At 64.6% G+C, this 17,010-nt stretch carries 18 protein-coding genes; all 18 read left to right on the forward strand.

Going from position 1 to position 17,010, the window contains the following annotated elements; all coding sequences use genetic code 11:
* Positions 1 to 357: 357 nt before the first annotated feature.
* The 18 genes from ACVOLS_RS04830 to ACVOLS_RS04915 all read left to right on the forward strand — a co-directional run bounded on the left by ACVOLS_RS04830 (position 358) and on the right by ACVOLS_RS04915 (position 17,009).
* Entirely contained in the window at positions 358 to 1,830 is a 1,473-nt protein-coding gene (locus ACVOLS_RS04830; protein WP_282272097.1) for a flagellin N-terminal helical domain-containing protein, read from the forward strand.
* An 82-nt stretch (positions 1,831 to 1,912) separates the two neighbouring features.
* Positions 1,913 to 2,080, forward strand: coding sequence for a hypothetical protein (locus ACVOLS_RS04835; RefSeq protein ID WP_481544696.1), 168 nt, complete (start codon positions 1,913 to 1,915; stop codon positions 2,078 to 2,080).
* Positions 2,081 to 2,152: 72 nt separating this feature from the next.
* Entirely contained in the window at positions 2,153 to 3,517 is a 1,365-nt protein-coding gene (gene fliD, locus ACVOLS_RS04840) for a flagellar filament capping protein FliD (protein ID WP_481535032.1), read from the forward strand.
* A gap of 114 nt (positions 3,518 to 3,631) precedes the next feature.
* Positions 3,632 to 4,054, forward strand: a complete 423-nt coding sequence (gene fliS, locus ACVOLS_RS04845; protein WP_481544697.1) for a flagellar export chaperone FliS — start codon at positions 3,632 to 3,634, stop codon at positions 4,052 to 4,054.
* A complete protein-coding gene (locus ACVOLS_RS04850) occupies positions 4,054 to 4,365 on the forward strand; it encodes a hypothetical protein (RefSeq protein WP_481544698.1) in 312 nt (103 codons plus the stop codon). The genes fliS and ACVOLS_RS04850 overlap by 1 nt, the downstream gene beginning before the upstream one ends.
* Positions 4,362 to 4,931 carry a PilZ domain-containing protein gene (locus ACVOLS_RS04855; RefSeq protein WP_481544699.1) on the forward strand — a complete coding sequence of 190 codons (570 nt, stop codon included), beginning with the start codon at positions 4,362 to 4,364 and terminating at the stop codon, positions 4,929 to 4,931. The genes ACVOLS_RS04850 and ACVOLS_RS04855 overlap by 4 nt, the downstream gene beginning before the upstream one ends.
* Before the next feature lie 78 nt (positions 4,932 to 5,009).
* Entirely contained in the window at positions 5,010 to 5,642 is a 633-nt protein-coding gene (locus ACVOLS_RS04860) for a response regulator (RefSeq protein WP_481544773.1), read from the forward strand.
* 261 nt (positions 5,643 to 5,903) lie between these two features.
* Positions 5,904 to 7,313 carry an RNA polymerase factor sigma-54 gene (gene rpoN / locus ACVOLS_RS04865; protein WP_481544700.1) on the forward strand — a complete coding sequence of 470 codons (1,410 nt, stop codon included), beginning with the start codon at positions 5,904 to 5,906 and terminating at the stop codon, positions 7,311 to 7,313.
* A 14-nt stretch (positions 7,314 to 7,327) separates the two neighbouring features.
* A complete protein-coding gene (locus ACVOLS_RS04870) occupies positions 7,328 to 7,708 on the forward strand; it encodes a response regulator (protein WP_313172108.1) in 381 nt (126 codons plus the stop codon).
* Positions 7,701 to 9,188 (forward strand): sigma-54 dependent transcriptional regulator, encoded by a 1,488-nt coding sequence (locus tag ACVOLS_RS04875; RefSeq protein ID WP_481544701.1) that lies wholly within the window; start codon positions 7,701 to 7,703, stop codon positions 9,186 to 9,188. Before ACVOLS_RS04870 ends, ACVOLS_RS04875 begins: the two co-directional genes overlap by 8 nt.
* A 290-nt stretch (positions 9,189 to 9,478) precedes the next feature.
* A complete protein-coding gene (gene fliE / locus ACVOLS_RS04880) occupies positions 9,479 to 9,835 on the forward strand; it encodes a flagellar hook-basal body complex protein FliE (protein WP_481544702.1) in 357 nt (118 codons plus the stop codon).
* A gap of 12 nt (positions 9,836 to 9,847) precedes the next feature.
* Positions 9,848 to 11,491: a flagellar basal-body MS-ring/collar protein FliF gene (fliF, locus tag ACVOLS_RS04885; protein ID WP_481544703.1), complete on the forward strand. Its 1,644-nt coding sequence runs from the start codon at positions 9,848 to 9,850 to the stop codon at positions 11,489 to 11,491.
* Positions 11,492 to 11,501: 10 nt separating this feature from the next.
* The gene (fliG, locus tag ACVOLS_RS04890) at positions 11,502 to 12,488 is read left to right on the forward strand and encodes a flagellar motor switch protein FliG (RefSeq protein WP_057628133.1); all 987 of its coding nucleotides are present in this window, start codon (positions 11,502 to 11,504) and stop codon (positions 12,486 to 12,488) included.
* The gene (locus tag ACVOLS_RS04895; protein ID WP_481544704.1) at positions 12,485 to 13,126 is read left to right on the forward strand and encodes a FliH/SctL family protein; all 642 of its coding nucleotides are present in this window, start codon (positions 12,485 to 12,487) and stop codon (positions 13,124 to 13,126) included. Before fliG ends, ACVOLS_RS04895 begins: the two co-directional genes overlap by 4 nt.
* Positions 13,123 to 14,514, forward strand: coding sequence for a flagellar protein export ATPase FliI (fliI, locus tag ACVOLS_RS04900; RefSeq protein WP_481544705.1), 1,392 nt, complete (start codon positions 13,123 to 13,125; stop codon positions 14,512 to 14,514). The genes ACVOLS_RS04895 and fliI overlap by 4 nt, the downstream gene beginning before the upstream one ends.
* The gene (fliJ, locus tag ACVOLS_RS04905) at positions 14,511 to 14,969 is read left to right on the forward strand and encodes a flagellar export protein FliJ (protein ID WP_481544706.1); all 459 of its coding nucleotides are present in this window, start codon (positions 14,511 to 14,513) and stop codon (positions 14,967 to 14,969) included. The genes fliI and fliJ overlap by 4 nt, the downstream gene beginning before the upstream one ends.
* Complete coding sequence (locus ACVOLS_RS04910; protein ID WP_481544707.1) at positions 14,966 to 16,042, forward strand: flagellar hook-length control protein FliK; 1,077 nt, start codon at positions 14,966 to 14,968, stop codon at positions 16,040 to 16,042. Before fliJ ends, ACVOLS_RS04910 begins: the two co-directional genes overlap by 4 nt.
* Before the next feature lie 451 nt (positions 16,043 to 16,493).
* The gene (locus tag ACVOLS_RS04915; protein ID WP_481544708.1) at positions 16,494 to 17,009 is read left to right on the forward strand and encodes a flagellar basal body-associated FliL family protein; all 516 of its coding nucleotides are present in this window, start codon (positions 16,494 to 16,496) and stop codon (positions 17,007 to 17,009) included.
* Position 17,010: the final 1 nt, after the last annotated feature.

Raw genomic sequence — 17,010 nt, forward strand, 5'->3', positions numbered from 1 at the left:
CCCCCCCCCCCCCCCCCCCCCCCGCCCCCCCCGGCCGCCCCCCGCCCGCCCCCGCCCCGCCGCCCCCCGCCCCCCCCCCCCCCCCCCCCCCCCCCCCCCCCCCCCCACTACATGGATGCTGATGCTGCCGAGCACGGTTCGGCATCCATTCAACGCCAAAAACACACAAGCCCCGGTTTCCCGGGGCTTGTGTGTTTTGTGGTTTTGGCATCACTTGCAGCAAGGCGCTAAAGCTGCCGGAAAAGCTGCCGTTATTGGTATCAGCAGCGGTGCTAAGGCTCTTCTTACCCCCGCCCACTGCACCCAGTACCGGCCAGGTGATGTGCCGGACCCAACGCCACATAGGAAGCTCGAATCATGGCACAAGTCATCAACACCAACATCATGTCGCTCAATGCTCAGCGCAACCTGGGCACCAGCGGCTCCAGCCTGGCCACCTCGATCCAGCGCCTGTCTTCGGGCCTGCGCATCAACAGCGCCAAGGACGATGCCGCCGGTCTGGCGATCTCCGAGCGTTTCAGCACCCAGATCCGCGGTATGGACCAGGCTGCCCGCAACGCCAACGACGGCATCTCGATGGCGCAGACCGCCGAAGGCGCGTTGACCGAAATCGGCAACAACCTGCAGCGTATCCGTGAGCTGTCGGTGCAGTCGCGCAACGCCACCAACTCGCCTTCCGACCGTGAAGCCCTGAACGCCGAAGTGCAGCTGCTGAAGGCAGAAATCCAGCGCGTCGCCGAGCAGACCAACTTCAACGGCACCACCCTGCTGGACGGCAGCTTCCAGGCACAGTCCTTCCAGATCGGCGCCGACCAGGGCCAGACCATCGACATCGCCCAGATCGCCAACGCCAACATCAAGGACCTGGGCAACTGGAACAAGGTCGACACCGCCGCTACCGCTTCTGCTGCAGCCGCCACCGGTGGCTATGTGGCCGGCACCCCGACGGCAGGTACCGGCACGCTGGACCTGAGCGGCCTGACCAGCACCGATGCACTGTCCTTCCAGATCGGCAGCACCACCATCAACGTCGCTGCCGACGCCGGACGTACGACGGCTGCAGGCCTCGCTACTGCCGTGCAGGCTGCCATTGGTACCAGCGTCGCCGGCGTCACCGCCACGGTAGCAACCAACAACGTAACCCTGAGCAACACCAACACTGCAGCCATCTCGGTGACCGGCGGCCTGACCGCCACCGTAACCGCCCAGACGGAAACCGGCGGCACCCCGGCTGACTTCACCGCCGGCAACTTCACCCTGACCGGCAGCAAGGGCACGGCCACCATCAGCTACGGCGCAGCCGGCAGCGGTGCCCAGCGCGCCACCGACCTGGTCAAGGCCATCAACAACCAGAGCTACAACACCGGCGTTTCCGCGTCGCTGGACAGCGCTGGCAAGCTGCAGCTGGCTTCGGCCTCGGGCCAGTTCACCGTTGCCGGCGGCGGCACCACGCTGACCGCGCAGACCGGCCTGACCGCTGCAACCACCACCAACTGGGCCGCAGGTGCTTCGGCAACCGGCTTCGCCGATCTGGACATCTCCACCACCGCCGGCGCCGACAACGCGCTGAACGCAATGGACGCGGCCCTGAGCACCATCAACTCGGCACGTGCCGATCTGGGTGCCGTGCAGAACCGCTTCACCTCGGTGGTTGCCAACCTGAACACCTCGTCGGAAAACATGTCTTCGGCCCGCAGCCGTATTCGTGACACCGACTACGCCAAGGAAACGGCAGAGCTGACCCGCACGCAGATCCTGCAGCAGGCCGGTACCGCCATGCTGGCCCAGGCCAACCAGACCAGCCAGAACGTGCTGAGCCTGCTGCGCTGATCCAGCAAGCAACACCCTCCACGTCGGCGTGATAACGCTGGCGTGGCACAAGCCCCGCCAGCAATGGCGGGGCTTGTGCGTTATGGAAGCACTGCAATGCCAGCGCCTGGATTACGGCGTCGAAGCCGACGCCTTGGCAACACCATTCAGCGCCGCCAAGGGTCCGCCTCTCCCCCGCCGTGAACTGCGCTGTGCGCGCCGGCAGGCACTGGCACGCCGCTTGCAGATGCCTGCGGAGCCACGCAGCTAAAGCTATGCCGCCGCGTGCCGATATCCGGGGTGGCGGTTGCAGCTTCACCCCCTCGCTGAAAGAGGAACATCCATGGCTACGTCTTCCCTGTCCACCATTGGCTCCGGCTTGGACATTCCTACCATCGTCAAGCAGTTGGTTGCAGCTGAACGCGCACCTGCTGCCAACCGCATCAACAACCAGGGAACCACGGCCACCGCCAAACTCTCCGCGCTGGGCAACATCAAGAGCTCGTTGAGCAGCTTGCAGACGGCGATGGACGCCATGGGCAAAGCTGCCGATCTGCGCGCCTATAAAACCTCCGTACCGGAGAAAAGTGGCTTCTCAGCGACCATCGTCACCGACCCCTCTACTGGCAAGACCTTGGCCGCGGCAGGTACGTACAACATCGAAGTGCTCAGCCTGGCGCAGCCGCAGAAGCTCAGCTCCGGCGCGTTTGACGCTGAAGCCGTGGTGGGCGACGGCAAGCTGTCGATCGCTTGGGGCGAGAAGGATTCCATTTCGGTCGATATCGCTCCGGGCAGTAACCTGACCAGCATCGCCGCCGCCATCAATAGTGCAGCCGGTGGCAAAGGCGTCAATGCCACCGTCATCACCGCCAACGATGGCCAGCACCTGGTACTCAATGCCGTCAATGCCGGCACCGACGGTAAGTTGACGGTCACTGCCAGCGGTGGCAATGGCGGCCTTTCCGCGCTGGCCTGGGATGGCAGCAGCGGTGGCATGTCACAGATCAGCGCTGCCACCAACGCGCACGTACGCGTGGACGGGTTTGACCGTGAATCCAGCAGCAACAGCATCAGCGACATCATCGCTGGCGTGACCTTGGACCTGACCAAGGCCGAGGTTGGCACCACCACCCCGTTGACCATCACCCAGAACAATGAACCACTGAAATCGGCGGTGCAGGCCTTCGTTACCGCCTACAACGCCTCCACCAGCCTGCTCAAGACCTCCAGCGCCTATGACGCCGAGAAGGACCAGGCATCGGTACTGACGGGCGATTCGATGGTGCGCGGTCTGCAGCAACAGCTGCGCGGCCAGCTCAGCGCCAATGTCATCGATCTCAAGGAACTGGGGCTGACCATCACCAAGGATGGCACCCTGTCATTGGATGCCAGTGTCTTCGACAAGGCGATGGCCAAGAATCCCGCTGCCGCCGAGGCTTTGGTTGGCAAGAGCGGCAAGCTGTATGAAGGTATGAACAGCATCCTCAAGAGCAACCTGGACAGCGGTACCGGCACCTTGGTGCAGCGTACCGACGCGCTCAACAAGGAAATCAAGAAACTCGGCAAGCAGCTCGACGACCTCGACGCACGCATGGAAAAGGTGTCGGCACGCTACACCGCCCAGTTCACTGCGATGGACAAGCTGGTGTCACAGATGCAGGGCACCAGCAGTTATCTTTCGCAGCAGCTTTCGGCGATGTCGGGCTGATAGCCCAGGACGGGCTCAAGTCATACGCATTGATGGCCGATAGCAGATCACGCCACACACATGATGTATCGGCAGTCGTTGCCATCACTGCACGAATACCAGGAGATTGAGTACATGTACGGTCCCAGCCGCAATTTCGCCGAGCAATACCGCCAGATCGGCGTTTCAACCCGGGTAGTGGATGCCGACCCCCACAAGCTGGTCTCCCTGCTTCTGGAAGGCGCCAGCGAGCGCATGCGGCGTGCCGAGGCCTTCCTTGCCAAGGGCGACCAGGCATTGAAGGGCAAGGCAATCGGCGAAGCCTGCGCCATCGTTGGCCAGCTCAACGGTTCGCTCGACCATGTCGCCGGCGGTGAAGTTGCAGGCAACCTTTCCGCGCTCTACGACTACATCGTGCAGCGCTTGACCGAAGCCAACCTCAATAACGACGTTGCCGCCCTGCAGGAATCACTCTCCCTGCTCAGTGAGATCGAATCTGCCTGGAACGCCATCCCCTCCGACCAACGCAGCACGTCTGCCGCAGCTGGAGCACGCTGATGGCCAACATCGCCAGCGCGATACTTGATGCCCTGCACGCCGATCTCGATGCCCTGAAGAATGCAATCGAGGCGGAAGATCATGACGGTGCCGAGAAGATTGTCGCTGCCCACGATGAGCGTCTGCGCAGCTACATCCAGGAAAACGGCACAGGCGGAAGCGCCGATGCCCTGCAGACGTTGCTGGAACAGCAGCACAGCGTGACCGCACGGATGCGGGAGCTACGCGACCAGGCCGCCATGCACCTGCGCGCCGAGCGTCAATCCACCCGCGCAGCCAGCGCCTATCAGCAGGCTGGAACCCTGGCATGAATCCCACTGGCATCGCTCACCCTGCAGAAACCGAGCTGTTCGACGACACCCTCAGTTGTGAACTGTCACTGCCAGTGGTGTTCGAGGCCGGTGCCAAGGTAAAGCGCCCGGGCAGTGCCGAGATGCTCCTGCGCAGCATCGCCCTGGTCGAGGATGCCCGCAATGTGGACGACGGCGACGAGCGCAACGACAACAGCCTGCAACTGCAGCGGCTGGAAGCACGCCTGGATCTGACCCTGGTACTGCTGGGCCGCCTGCTGCAGCGCGAGGCACCGTCTGCGCCAGCCACTCCGTTACGCTGGTCGCGGCATGGCCTGCGCCTGCAGCGCGAGCAGTTGGGCGGCTTCGTGGCCGGTACCGCTGGCGTCGTCTGCCTGCAACCGGCCGAATGGCTTCCCGACGCGATTGAACTGCCTGTCGTGGTCCTGGCCGAAGCGGATACAGCGCAGGGAGGGCAGCTATGGCTGCGCCTGGATACGCAGAATGATGCGTTGCTTGCAGCGGTGGAACGCCATTTGTTCCGACTGCATCGCAAGCAGATTGCTGACAGCCGCCGCAACCGGTGAGCCTATTCCCACTTTGTGCTCTGGCGCCTGCCTCGCCGCTCCGCTAAGGTGCAGCCTTCCGTTATGACCCGGTCTCCTGTGCGCGTTCTTATTGTCGACGACCACACCTTGGTTCGTGCTGGGCTCACCCGGCTGCTACAGACATTTGACGGTATCCAGGTGGTGGCCGAAGCCAGCAATGCCGAGCAGGCATTGGAAATGGCACTGTTTCATGTGCCGGACCTGATCCTGCTCGACCTGTCCCTGCCCGGCCGCTCCGGGCTCGAAGCCTTGACCGATATCCGCCAGCGGCTGCCGCACGCACGTGCGGTGATGATGTCGATGCACGATGACGCCGCACATGTGCGTGACGCACTGGATCGCGGTGCCGTCGGCTTTCTGGTCAAGGATGCAGCACCGGCCGAACTGGAACTGGCATTGCGCGCCGCCCATGCTGGCCAGATATTCCTGAGCCCGCATATTTCAGCAAAGATGCTCGCGCCGCTGATCGGCAAGGAACGCGCGACCGGCATTGGCGCGTTGTCGCCACGCCAGAAGCAGATACTGCGACGCCTGGGCACCGGCCAGACCACCAAGGAAATCGCCGCTGACCTCGGCATCAGCATCAAGACCGTCGAAACCCATCGGGCACGAATGATGGAGTCGCTGGGCTGCCGCCGCGCCAACGACCTGCTTCTGCTGGCGCTGCGCCATGAAAACGACCTTTCTTGACGCCGGCACGCCAGTCAAAGCGAAGCTGCGTCACGAAATCGGAAAGCCGTCGCCGACACGGCTCAAGCTATACAAATCAATTACTTGCAGAAATAAAGCAGATCCAGTGCGCCAATTATTCGACGCCGCGTAAGGGAATCACCTACATCGCGTAGGGCGAACTTTGACAGCTATCGGGCCAACACCTATTACCGCCCCGACATGAAGCACGCAAGATGCGTTCCACAACGCAGCCATCCACTGGCCGCAACGGGGAAACGCATGAAAGCCACACTCTCAGCCCAGCTGGGCCAGCAACTCCATCTCACGCCTGCCTTGCTGCAATCGATCCGCTTGCTGCAGCTCAACGGCATGCAGCTGGAACTGGAGGTCCGCCAGGCGCTGGAGAGCAACCCGCTGCTGGAGCTGCAGGAGCTGGCAGAGGACGCGCCGGCAGCGACCGATGCCGATGTTGCGCAGACTGAAACCGCTGCGTTCGATGAACTGCCCGAAAGCAATCTGTGGGACGTGCCCGGCGCCAGCTGGAACGCCGACGACGAAGATCGCATGGCACGCGTCGCGGCCGGCGAGTCGACCGACCCGCAGCTGCGCATCCTCAACGCACTTGCTTATGAGCTGGACGATACCGACCTGGCCGTGGTCAGCTTCTGGCTGGACCACTGCGATGAAGCCGGCTACCTGCAGGCCCCGCTGGCCCAGTTGACCCAGCTGGCCAGCGCCCGCCTGGACCGCAGCAGCTCCGATATCGAAGCCCTGCGCCAGCGCCTGCTGCACGGCGAGCCGGCCGGCATGGCCGCCGTCGACCTGCGTGAATGCCTGCTGGCCCAGCTCACCGCCCTGCCCGGCAAGGTCCCGGCTCGCCATCTGGCGCGCCGCCTGCTCGACGCCGACATGCAGCTGCTGGCCAACCACGACTACCCGGCCTTGGCCCGCGCCCTGGATGCCGACGTCGAGGACGTGCAGGAAGCCTTCCGTCTGGTCCTGTCACTGCAGCCACGCCCAGGCGAGACTCTTCTGCCACAGCAGGAACTGAGCGTTATCCCGGACGTGGTCGCCTGGCACGCTGACGGCCAATGGCGGGTAGCGCTGAATCCGGCCACCACCCCGCGCCTGGCCATCAACAGCAGCTACGAGCGGGTTGTCGCCGACAGCAGCGGTGAAGCCGCCCAGCCCCTGCGCGAGATGCTGCAGGAAGCGCGCTGGCTGACCCGCGGCCTGTCGATGCGCTACGACACCCTGCTGCGCACCGCACGGGTCATCGTCGAGCGCCAGGCTGCCTTCCTCGTCAATGGTGACGAGTGCATGGCGCCGCTGACCCTGAAGGAAGTGGCCGATCTGATCGGCATGCACGAATCCACCGTCTCGCGGATCACCTCCGGCAAGTACCTGCAGACCCCGCGCGGCACCTTTGAACTGAAGCACTTCTTCGCCGTACGCCTGGAAGGCGCCAGCGTTTCCGGGCAGGCCGTCAAGGCCATGGTCAAGCGCCTGATCGATGCCGAACCGGAGGCCCGCCCGCTGGCCGACGAGGCCATCGCCGGCTTGTTGTCGCGCCAAGGGGTGAACATTGCACGCCGGACCGTCGCAAAATACCGCGAACAGCTTGATATCGCCCCGGCCCGCGAACGTCGCCGCCAGAGCAGCAAGCCCCAGCCGGCCCGTGTGGGCTGAGACCAAGGATTCCCATGAACAAGCTCACCGTAGTACTGGTCGACGACCATGAAGGCTTCATCAACGCTGCCATGCGTCATTTCCGCAAGATCGACTGGCTGGAAGTAGTCGGCAGCGCAGCCAATGGGCTCGAAGCGATCGAGCGCTCCGAAACCCTGCGCCCGCAGGTCGTGCTGATGGATCTGGCCATGCCGGAAATGGGCGGCCTGCAGGCCACGCGCCTGATCAAGACCCAGGACCAGCCGCCATACATCGTGATCGCCAGTCACTTCGATGATGCCGAGCACCGCGAACACGCACTGCGCGCCGGTGCCGATAATTTTGTCAGCAAGCTGTCCTATATCCAGGAAGTGATGCCGATTCTGGAAGGACTCAAGGTACAAGAAGATGAGTGAATCACGCATTCTGGTGATCGACGCCGACGGCATGCGCGCCGAGCGCACATTGGCCTTGCTCGAATTCATGGACTTCAACCCACGCTGGGTCAGCGAAGCGCAGGACATCGACGTCAGCCGTCATCGCAGCAATGACTGGATGGCGGTGGTGGTTGGCGCGCTTGAAGATGCCGACCGTGCAGCCGGCTTTTTTACTTGGCTGGCCGGGACTTCGCTGCCGCCGCCGGTCTTGCTCGCCGAGGGTGATCCGCTGGCGTTCTCGCGCCACTACGGCCTGCACGAAGCCAATGTCTGGCCGCTGGAACAGCCGATGCGCCACGCGCAGATGGAGACGCTGCTACGTCGCGCCAGCCTGAAGCGATTGGACGCCGAACACCAGGCCGACAACGCCGGCGACAGCGGCCCAACCGGCCACAGCCCGGCCGTTACCGAACTGCGCCAGTTGATCGAGCAGGTCTCCAATTTCGATACCACCGTGTTGGTGCTGGGCGAATCCGGCACCGGCAAGGAAGTAGTCTCACGTGCCATCCACCAGCGCTCGCCGCGACGCGACGGTCCGTTCATCGCCATCAACTGCGGTGCGATTCCGCCGGATCTGCTGGAAAGCGAGTTGTTCGGCCACGAAAAAGGCGCCTTCACCGGTGCGCTGAGTGCACGCAAGGGCCGCTTTGAAATGGCCGAAGGCGGCACGCTGCTGCTGGATGAAATCGGCGACATGAGCCTGCCGATGCAGGTAAAGCTGCTGCGCGTGCTGCAGGAGCGCAGCTTTGAGCGCGTTGGCGGCAACCAGACCATCCGCTGCAACGTGCGGGTCATCGCCGCTACCCACCGCGATCTGGAATCACGCATCGCCGATGGCAAGTTCCGCGAGGACCTGTTCTATCGCCTCAATGTGTTCCCGATCGAAGTACCGGCACTGCGTGAGCGCGCCAGCGATCTTCCGGTACTGGTGGAGACCATCGCCACCCAGCTCGCCCGTACGGGCCGTGGTGAAGTCCGCTTTGCTCCGGAAGCACTGCAGGCGCTCGCAAGCTACGCATGGCCAGGCAATGTGCGCGAGCTGACCAATCTGGTCGAACGCCTGGCCGTACTGCATCCCGGCGGTACTGTACGCGTGCAGGATCTGCCCAGCCGCTACCGCGGTGACCAGGCGAACCTGGCTGCAGCAGCAAGCAGCGACGACGAGCGGCCTATGCTGCTTGGCAAACTGGCTGCAGCACCGGCACAACCTGCCAGCCAGCCCAGCGGCTTGATCAGCAGGATCACTGCGCCGGAGACTGGCAAGCAACTGCCCAGCGAAGGCATGGACCTGCGTGATCACATGGCCAGCATCGAGCTGACTCTGATCAATGAAGCATTGGAGCGTACCCAGGGCGTGGTTGCGCATGCCGCCCAGCTGCTCGGCCTTCGCCGCACCACCCTCGTGGAAAAGCTGCGCAAATACGGCATCGAGCGCGACTCCGCCGAAGCCAGCAGCTGACCTGATCCAGGCAGGCGATGCAACCCAGGGATGTCTGGTCGAGAGTCGGATAAGCCCTCAGCTCCCCCACGCGCTGTACATCCCCAGGCTACGCACCTCGCATCACGGCCGCCGGTTCTCTGGCGGCCGTCTTCGTTTGGGCCAACACGACTCCGGCAAATCGTCGCGGTCGGCATCCCAGGCCCGACAGAAATCCGGCGCATTCACCAACATCAAGGCCTTCACGGTTCCGGCATGCAACTTGCAACTGTTCCAGCAGCTCCCCCACACGTTGCCCGGAACCCCGCACGATGTCCCACTCCATCACCTCTGTTCTCTCCCAGATCCGCACGCTGCAGAACCAGGTGGCGCAAACCGCGCCAATCGGTGATGTGCCGCGCAGCAACGCGATCCAGGGGTTGGCCGAAGGCAATGCCGTTACAGCCCCTTCGTTCAGCCAGGCCTTGCAGGGTGCCATCCAGGGCGTCAACGAAGCCCAACAGAAGTCAGGGCAGTTGGCTGCCGCATTCGAGCGTGGCGATGCCAATGCCGACCTTGCCAAGGTCATGGTCGCCTCCCAACAGTCCTCGCTGGCGTTCCGCGCCACCGTGGAAGTCCGTAACCGTCTCGTCCAGGCTTACCAGGACGTGATGAACATGCCGCTGTAAGGATCCGCACGCATGGCACTCGCGCTGTCCAGAGAATCACTGAATCCGGAACGGGCTGGCGCCTGGTTCGACCGTCTGCAGAGCATGCAGATCACCCGTCGCCTGGGCTTGATGGCAATGATCGCGGTTGCGGTCGCGGCTGGCTTGTTCGTGTTCTTCTGGGCGCAGAAGCCACAGATGATGCCGCTGTACACCGGGCTGGACCAGAAGGCGACGGCCGAGGCCACCGACCTGCTGCGTTCGGCGCAGATTCCGTTTGAGCTGGACGCCACCACCGGCGCCATCAGCGTGCCGGAAAAGAACGTGCATGATGCGCGCCTGAAGCTGGCCGGCTCCGGCCTGACCGAAAGCGGCCGCCTCGGCTTTGAAATGATGGAGCGCGATCCCGGCTTCGGCGTCAGCCAGTTCGTCGAAACCGCACGCTACCAGCACGCGCTGGAAACCGAGCTGGTGCGTACCATCAGCAGCCTGCGTCCGGTCCGCGACGCGCGCGTGCACCTGGCCATTCCCAAGCCCAGCGCCTTTACCCGCCAGCGCGACGTCGCCAGCGCCTCGGTGGTGCTGGAACTGCGCGGTGGCCAGCAGCTGGAACGCAACCAGGTGGATGCCATCGTGCACATGGTGGCCTCCAGCATCCCCGACCTGGCGCCCGAGCGCGTGACCGTCGTCGACCAGAGCGGCCGCATGCTCACCATCGCCGACCCCAACAGCGAAGCCGCGCTCAATGCTGCGCAGTTCGACCAGGTGCGGCGTCTGGAAGGTTCCTACAACCAGCGCATCCGCGAGCTGCTGGAGCCGATGACCGGTGCCGGCCGGGTCAATCCGGAAGTCAGCGTCGACATGGATTTCTCGGTCACCGAGGAAGCCCGCGAGCTGTTCAACGGTGAGCCGCAGAAGGTACGCAGCGAGCAGATCAGCGAGAACAGCAGCGCCACCGCCGGCCCGCAGGGCATTCCCGGCGCCACCAGCAACACCCCGCCTGGCGCCGCAGCAGCACCGCCGGCTACCGCGGCCACGCCGACCGAAACCTCCAAGAACGCCACCCGCAACTACGAGCTGGACCGCACCCTGCAGCACACCCGCCAGCCGCCGGGCCGGGTCAACCGTGTATCGGTTGCGGTTCTGGTGGACCATGTGCCGCGTGCCGGTGCCAACGGCAAGCAGACCGACCAGCCGCTCAGCGCCGCCGAACTGACCCGCGTCGAAGCACTGGTCAAGCAGGCCGTCGGCTTCAATGCCGAACGCGGCGACACGGTGTCGGTGATGAATGCACCGTTCGTGCGTGAATCCATCCCGGTGGAAGCGCCCAAGTGGTGGGAGAACCCGCAGGTGCGTGATGCGCTGCGCCTGGTGCTTGGCGCCATTGTGGTGCTGGCCCTGCTGTTCGGCGTACTGCGCCCGGCGCTGCGTCAGATCACCGGCACCCCCAAGGCATTGTCGGGTCCGGAAGATCCGCTCAGTGCAGACGTCCAGGTACTGGATGACGGCACCGAGATGCCGGCGCTTGCCGCTGACCGCCTGCACCTTGATGGCAAGCCAGCACTGGCACTGCCGGTAGACGCTTACGAAGAACGCCTGCGCATGGCCCGCGAAGCAGTGAAGACCGACTCCAAGCGGGTTGCCCAGGTAGTGAAGGGATGGGTGTCAAATGACTGATGCAATGCCGATGACCGGCGTGCAACGTGCCGCCGTACTGCTGCTGTCGCTCGGCGAAACCGACGCGGCTGAAGTACTGCGTCACATGGAACCGAAGGAAGTGCAGAAGATCGGCATCGCCATGGCCACCCTCACCGATGTCACCCGTGAGCAGGTGCAGAAGGTGATGGACGACTTTGGCGCCGAGCTGGGCAACAAGACCTCCTTGAGCGTCGGCTCGGACGACTACATCCGCAACATGCTGGTGCAGGCCCTGGGCAATGAGAAAGCAAGCAACCTGATCGACCGCATCCTGCTCGGCCGCAATACCACTGGCCTGGATGCCCTGAAGTGGATGGACCCGCGCGCAGTCGCCGATCTGGTCCGCAACGAGCACCCGCAGATCATTGCCATCGTCATGGCCCACCTGGAAACCGATCAGGCCGCCGAAGCGCTGAAACTGCTGCCCGAGCGCACCCGCGTCGACGTGCTGCTGCGTATCGCCACCCTCGACGGCATTCCGCCGAATGCACTGAACGAACTGAACGAGATCATGGAACGCCAGTTCGCCGGCAACCAGAACCTGAAGTCGTCGAACATCGGTGGCGTGCAGTGTGCTGCCAACATCCTCAACTTCATGGACGGCGGCCAGGACCAGGCCATCCTCACCGAAATTGCCCGTATCGATTCGCCGCTGGGCAGCCGCATCCAGGACCTGATGTTCGTGTTCGACGACCTGGTGGACCTGGACGACCGCGAAATGCAGCTGGTACTGCGCGAAGTCAGCGGCGAGCGCCTGGGCTTGGCCCTGCGCGGCGCCGATATCAAGGTGCGCGACAAGATCACCCGCAACATGTCGCAGCGCGCCGCCGAGATCCTGCTCGAAGACATGGAAGCACGCGGCCCGGTGCGCCTGTCCGACGTCGAAGGCGCACAGCGCGAGATCCTAGCCATCGTCAAACGCATGGGCGATGAAGGCACCATTACCTTGGGCGGCGCAGCGGAGGCCATGCTGTGATCAACGCCGTGCGCTGGCACGCCCCGGATCTGAACGCACCGGCAGGCCTGCCGGTGACCGAGGATTTCGACCTTGCGTCGCTGGAAACCATCGTTGCCGAACCTGCGCCGCCGCCGTTGCAACCGCCGACTTTGGAAGAGATCCAGGCCATCCGCGATGCCGCGCAGGAAGAAGGTTTCCAGCAAGGCCACGCCGAAGGCTATGCGCAGGGCCAGGCCGAAGTACGCCGCCTGACCGCGCAGATCGAGGGCATCCTCGACAACTTCAGCCGGCCCTTGGTGCGACTGGAGAATGAAGTGGTTGGCGCACTCGGCGAACTGTCTGTGCGCATTGCCGGCGCCTTGATCAGCCGCGCCTACGAGGCCGATCCATCGCTGCTGAAGGATCTGATCGATGAGGCGCTGGACACGGTCAGCGGTACCCACCGCGATGTCGAAGTGCGCCTGCACCCGGATGACATCGCCGCAATCAGCAATCTGCTGACCCTGCCCGCCGGGCAGCGTCTGGTACCCGACCATAGTCTCAGCCGTGGCGACCTGCGCGTGCACGCAGAGGCTGTGCGTGTCGACGGCACCCTGGATGCGCGCCTGCGCGCTGCGCTGGCCACCGTGCTGCGCCGTGCCGGAGCTACCCAATGAATCCTGCGCCCTCGCCCTCCCCCGCTCCCGCCGACTGGGCTGCCGCCCGCAATCTGCGTCTGGCCGCGCGCCTGGATGGCATCTCGCTGGACGCCGGCGGCGGCCACGGTCTGGTTCGCGAAGGCATTCTTCGTCGTGCCGTCGGCCTCACCCTTGAAGCGGTTGGCTGCGAAGCGCCGATGGGCGCCAGCTGCAAGGTCGAGATCATCGACGGCGGCTGGGTTGATGCCGAAGTCGTCGGCTTCTCCGGCGACCGCACCTATCTGATGCCCAGCGCCGAACTGCATGGCCTGCTGCCCAACGCCCGCGTCGTGCCCTCCTATCGCCGTGGCGGTGTCGAGGTCGGCGAAGGCCTGCTTGGCCGCGTCATCGATTCCGATGGCATTCCGCTGGACGGCAAGGGCCCGATCCGCGCTGAAGGCGTGGTCAGCATGGCCGGTGTGTCGATCAACCCGCTGGCACGCGAACCCATCACCCAGCCGCTGGATGTCGGCGTACGCGCGATCAATTCGCTGCTGCCGATTGGCCGCGGCCAGCGTGTGGGCCTGTTTGCCGGCTCCGGCGTCGGCAAATCGACGCTGTTGGGCATGATGACCCGCTTCACCGCCGCCGATGTGATCGTGGTTGGGCTGATCGGTGAGCGTGGCCGCGAAGTGCGTGACTTTGTCGAATCCACGCTGGGCGAGGAAGGCCTGCGCCGCGCGGTGGTCGTCGCCAGCCCGGCCGACCGGCCACCGCTTGCCCGTCTGCACGGCGCCTACCGTGCCACCGCCATCGCAGAATGGTTCCGCGACCAGGGCTTGAACGTGCTGCTGTTGATGGACTCGCTGACCCGCTTCGCCCAGGCGCAGCGTGAGATCGGCCTGTCCGTCGGCGAGCCGCCAACCACCCGTGGCTACCCGCCGTCGGTATTCGCCAAACTGCCAGCCTTGGTCGAACGCGCCGGCAACGGCGCCAAAGGCCGCGGCTCGATCACCGCCTTCTACACCGTGCTCACCGAAGGCGACGATCCGCAGGACCCGATCGCCGACGCCGCCCGCGCCATTCTTGACGGCCACATCCTGCTGTCGCGGCGCGTTGCCGACAGCGGCCTGTACCCAGCCATCGACGTTGAATCCTCGGTCAGCCGCGTCGTCCAGGACATCGCCGACGACGTCTGGCGCGCGCGTATCCGCAAGCTCAAGCAGCTGGTGTCGGCCTACACCGCCAACCGCGACCTGATCGCCATCGGTGCCTATCAGCGCGGCAACGACCCGCTCACCGACGAAGCACTGGATCGGTGGCCGGAGATCATGGAATTCCTTGGCCAGGACGTGCACAACGCCGCCGACCTGAGCCACAGCCTCAGTGCATTGCACCAACTGGTAGATAGTGAGACGCCCGCATGAGCCCTAGCCGTCGCCTGGACCCGCTGTTGCGCCACGCGCAGGACCGCGAAGATGAAGTCGCCAAAGCCCTGGCCGAGCGCCAGCAAGCCTTGGACATGCATCAATCGCGGCTTTCCGAGTTGCGCCAGTACGCCGATGAGTACGCCAATGCGCAGCTGGCCACTACCAGTGCCGCGCAGCTGCTCAACCGCCGCGCCTTCCTCGATCGGCTCGACAACGCGGTCGAAGCACAGAGCAAGACCGTGGACAGCAACCAGGAACGTGTTGATGCCGAACGCGCCCGCCTGCTGCTGGCCAGCCGCGACAAGGCCGTGCTGGAACAGCTGGCTGCCAGCTATCGCGCGCAGGAAAAGCAGGTCGCTGACCGTCGCGACCAGCGCGAGATGGACGATATCGGTGCCCGCCGTGCGCGCCTGAAGAAGACCGAAGGCGACGCCGAAGGGGAAAGCCAGTGAATGTTCTTTCCTCCGCACTCGGCGGCACCAGCACCATCGACAGCAGCAACGGCGCGCGCAGCAACAGCACCGACAAGTCCAGCGACAACGGCTTCGATTCAATGCTCAACAGCAAGCCAGCCACGCAGAAGCCTGCCGCCAGCAAGCAAGGCAGCACGGACGCCAAGCCCGCCAATGAAGCGCGCGGCGAAGACAGTTCCAGCGAAGCCACAACGGAGCAGAGCACCGCTACCGACAGCAGTACCAGCAACGACGACAAGCCCGACACGCAGACCGCCGCGGAAGACGCGCCGTGGCCGCCGTTTGGCTTGTCGGCGATCGTTGCCCAGCCAGCGGAGCCCGCAGCGAAGGCACCAGCGGCCCTTGCGGCCGCGAACCTGGATGAGGCCGCGCCAGCCAATCCCACGGCGGCGGCGCTCCCTGCCCTGCCAACTGTTCCGGCTGCTGCCACAGCCAAGCCGGCCACCATCAGCGCTGACGAGGCCAGCGCAGAGCTGAGCCTGCCCTTGGCCGCAGCGGCCGCGAACGACGATGCGAGCAGCCTCAACCTCGATGTCGATACCCCGGCGCCCGCCACGTTTGCGTCCTTGCTGCATAACCAGGCCCTGCAGGAAGTCCGCGCAAGCGCCCCGGCAAGCAGCATCACCGCGCCCACGCCAACCCCGGATCTGAATGGCGGCGACTTCGACGAGGCCATCGGCGCCCGCGTCGGCTGGCTGGCGGAGCAGAAGATCGGCCACGCCCACATCCGCATCAACCCGGAAAACATGGGCGAGATCGACGTCAAACTGCAACTGGACGGCGACCGCGTCCACGCCAGTTTCAGCAGCGCCCACGCCGACGTCCGCCACACCCTGGAAAGCAGCCTGCCGCGCCTGCGTGAAATGCTGGGGGAGCAGGGCCTGCAGCTGAGCCACGCCGATGTGGGCCAGCAATCGACGCCGCAGCAACAGGGCGAAAAGGGCGAGACTGGCAGCGGTTTGGCAACCGGCAGCCAACTGGAAGGCACCGACCTCCCAGTCACCACCCCACACAACCTGCGTATGCGCGGCCTGCTGGATGCGTATGCCTGAAGGCACACGTAGAGCATGACCCGCTGTAGGAGCGGCGTAAGCCGCGAAGCTGATGGTGTTTCAGTTCGCCAGCTTCTCGGCTTACGCCGCTCCTACAGCGAGGTAACCGCGATTCACAGCCACACCGCATTCCAGAAAGGATAGAAGCGAACTGATGTGACCAGCCCGGCCCTTACCGGTGGAAGCGCGGCCTAGACGCAGTGCCTTGTGGCCGCTGTATGGGTTGATCGGTTGCAGGGGCATGCCCAAAGGGTGATGCCACCATCGGCTGTTTACCGTCCGTTGGCAGGCCATTTATGCGTCGGCAGAACCGGCATCAGCTTCGCGGCTTACGCCGCTCCTACAGCGGCACAAGCTCTCGGGCCCCGCGTCAAATTCCCGCCATCGGCCCTTTCACCTCCTCCGGCACAGCCCTTGCATCTGACTGGGCAGCAATCCTGAGGAGCTCCACGTGGCCGTTGCCGCTGATAAAAACCGCAAAGCTGAACCCACCAAGGAAGCGGCAAGCAAACCGAAGCGCTCGTTGTTGGTTCCCGCCCTGATCGCCGTGTTTGCCGCAGCCGCGGCCGGTGGCGGGGTCTGGTACTTCACCCAGGGCAAGGACCACGCCGAAGCCAGCAAGGAAGCCAAGCCCAAGACCCCGGCGCCTGCCCAGTACTTCGCGCTCGACCCGGCCTTCGTGGTCAACCTCAGCGGCCCGGTCGATGGCCCACGCTACCTGCAGGTCGAGGTACAGCTGATGACCCGCGATCCGCTGGCACTGACCGCGCTGCAGACCCATGCCCCGGCCATCCGCGCCAAATTATTGATGCTGTTCTCGCAGGTCGAGCCGGCGCAGATCGCCGACCGCGCGGGCAAGGAAAAGCTGCAGGCCTCGGCGCTGGCCGAAGTGAAGAAGCTGATGAAGGCCGAGACCGGCCAGAACAGTGTCGACGACTTGTTGTTCACCAGCTTTGTGACCCAGTAAG

This window comes from Stenotrophomonas sp. STEN038, assembly GCF_056759895.1.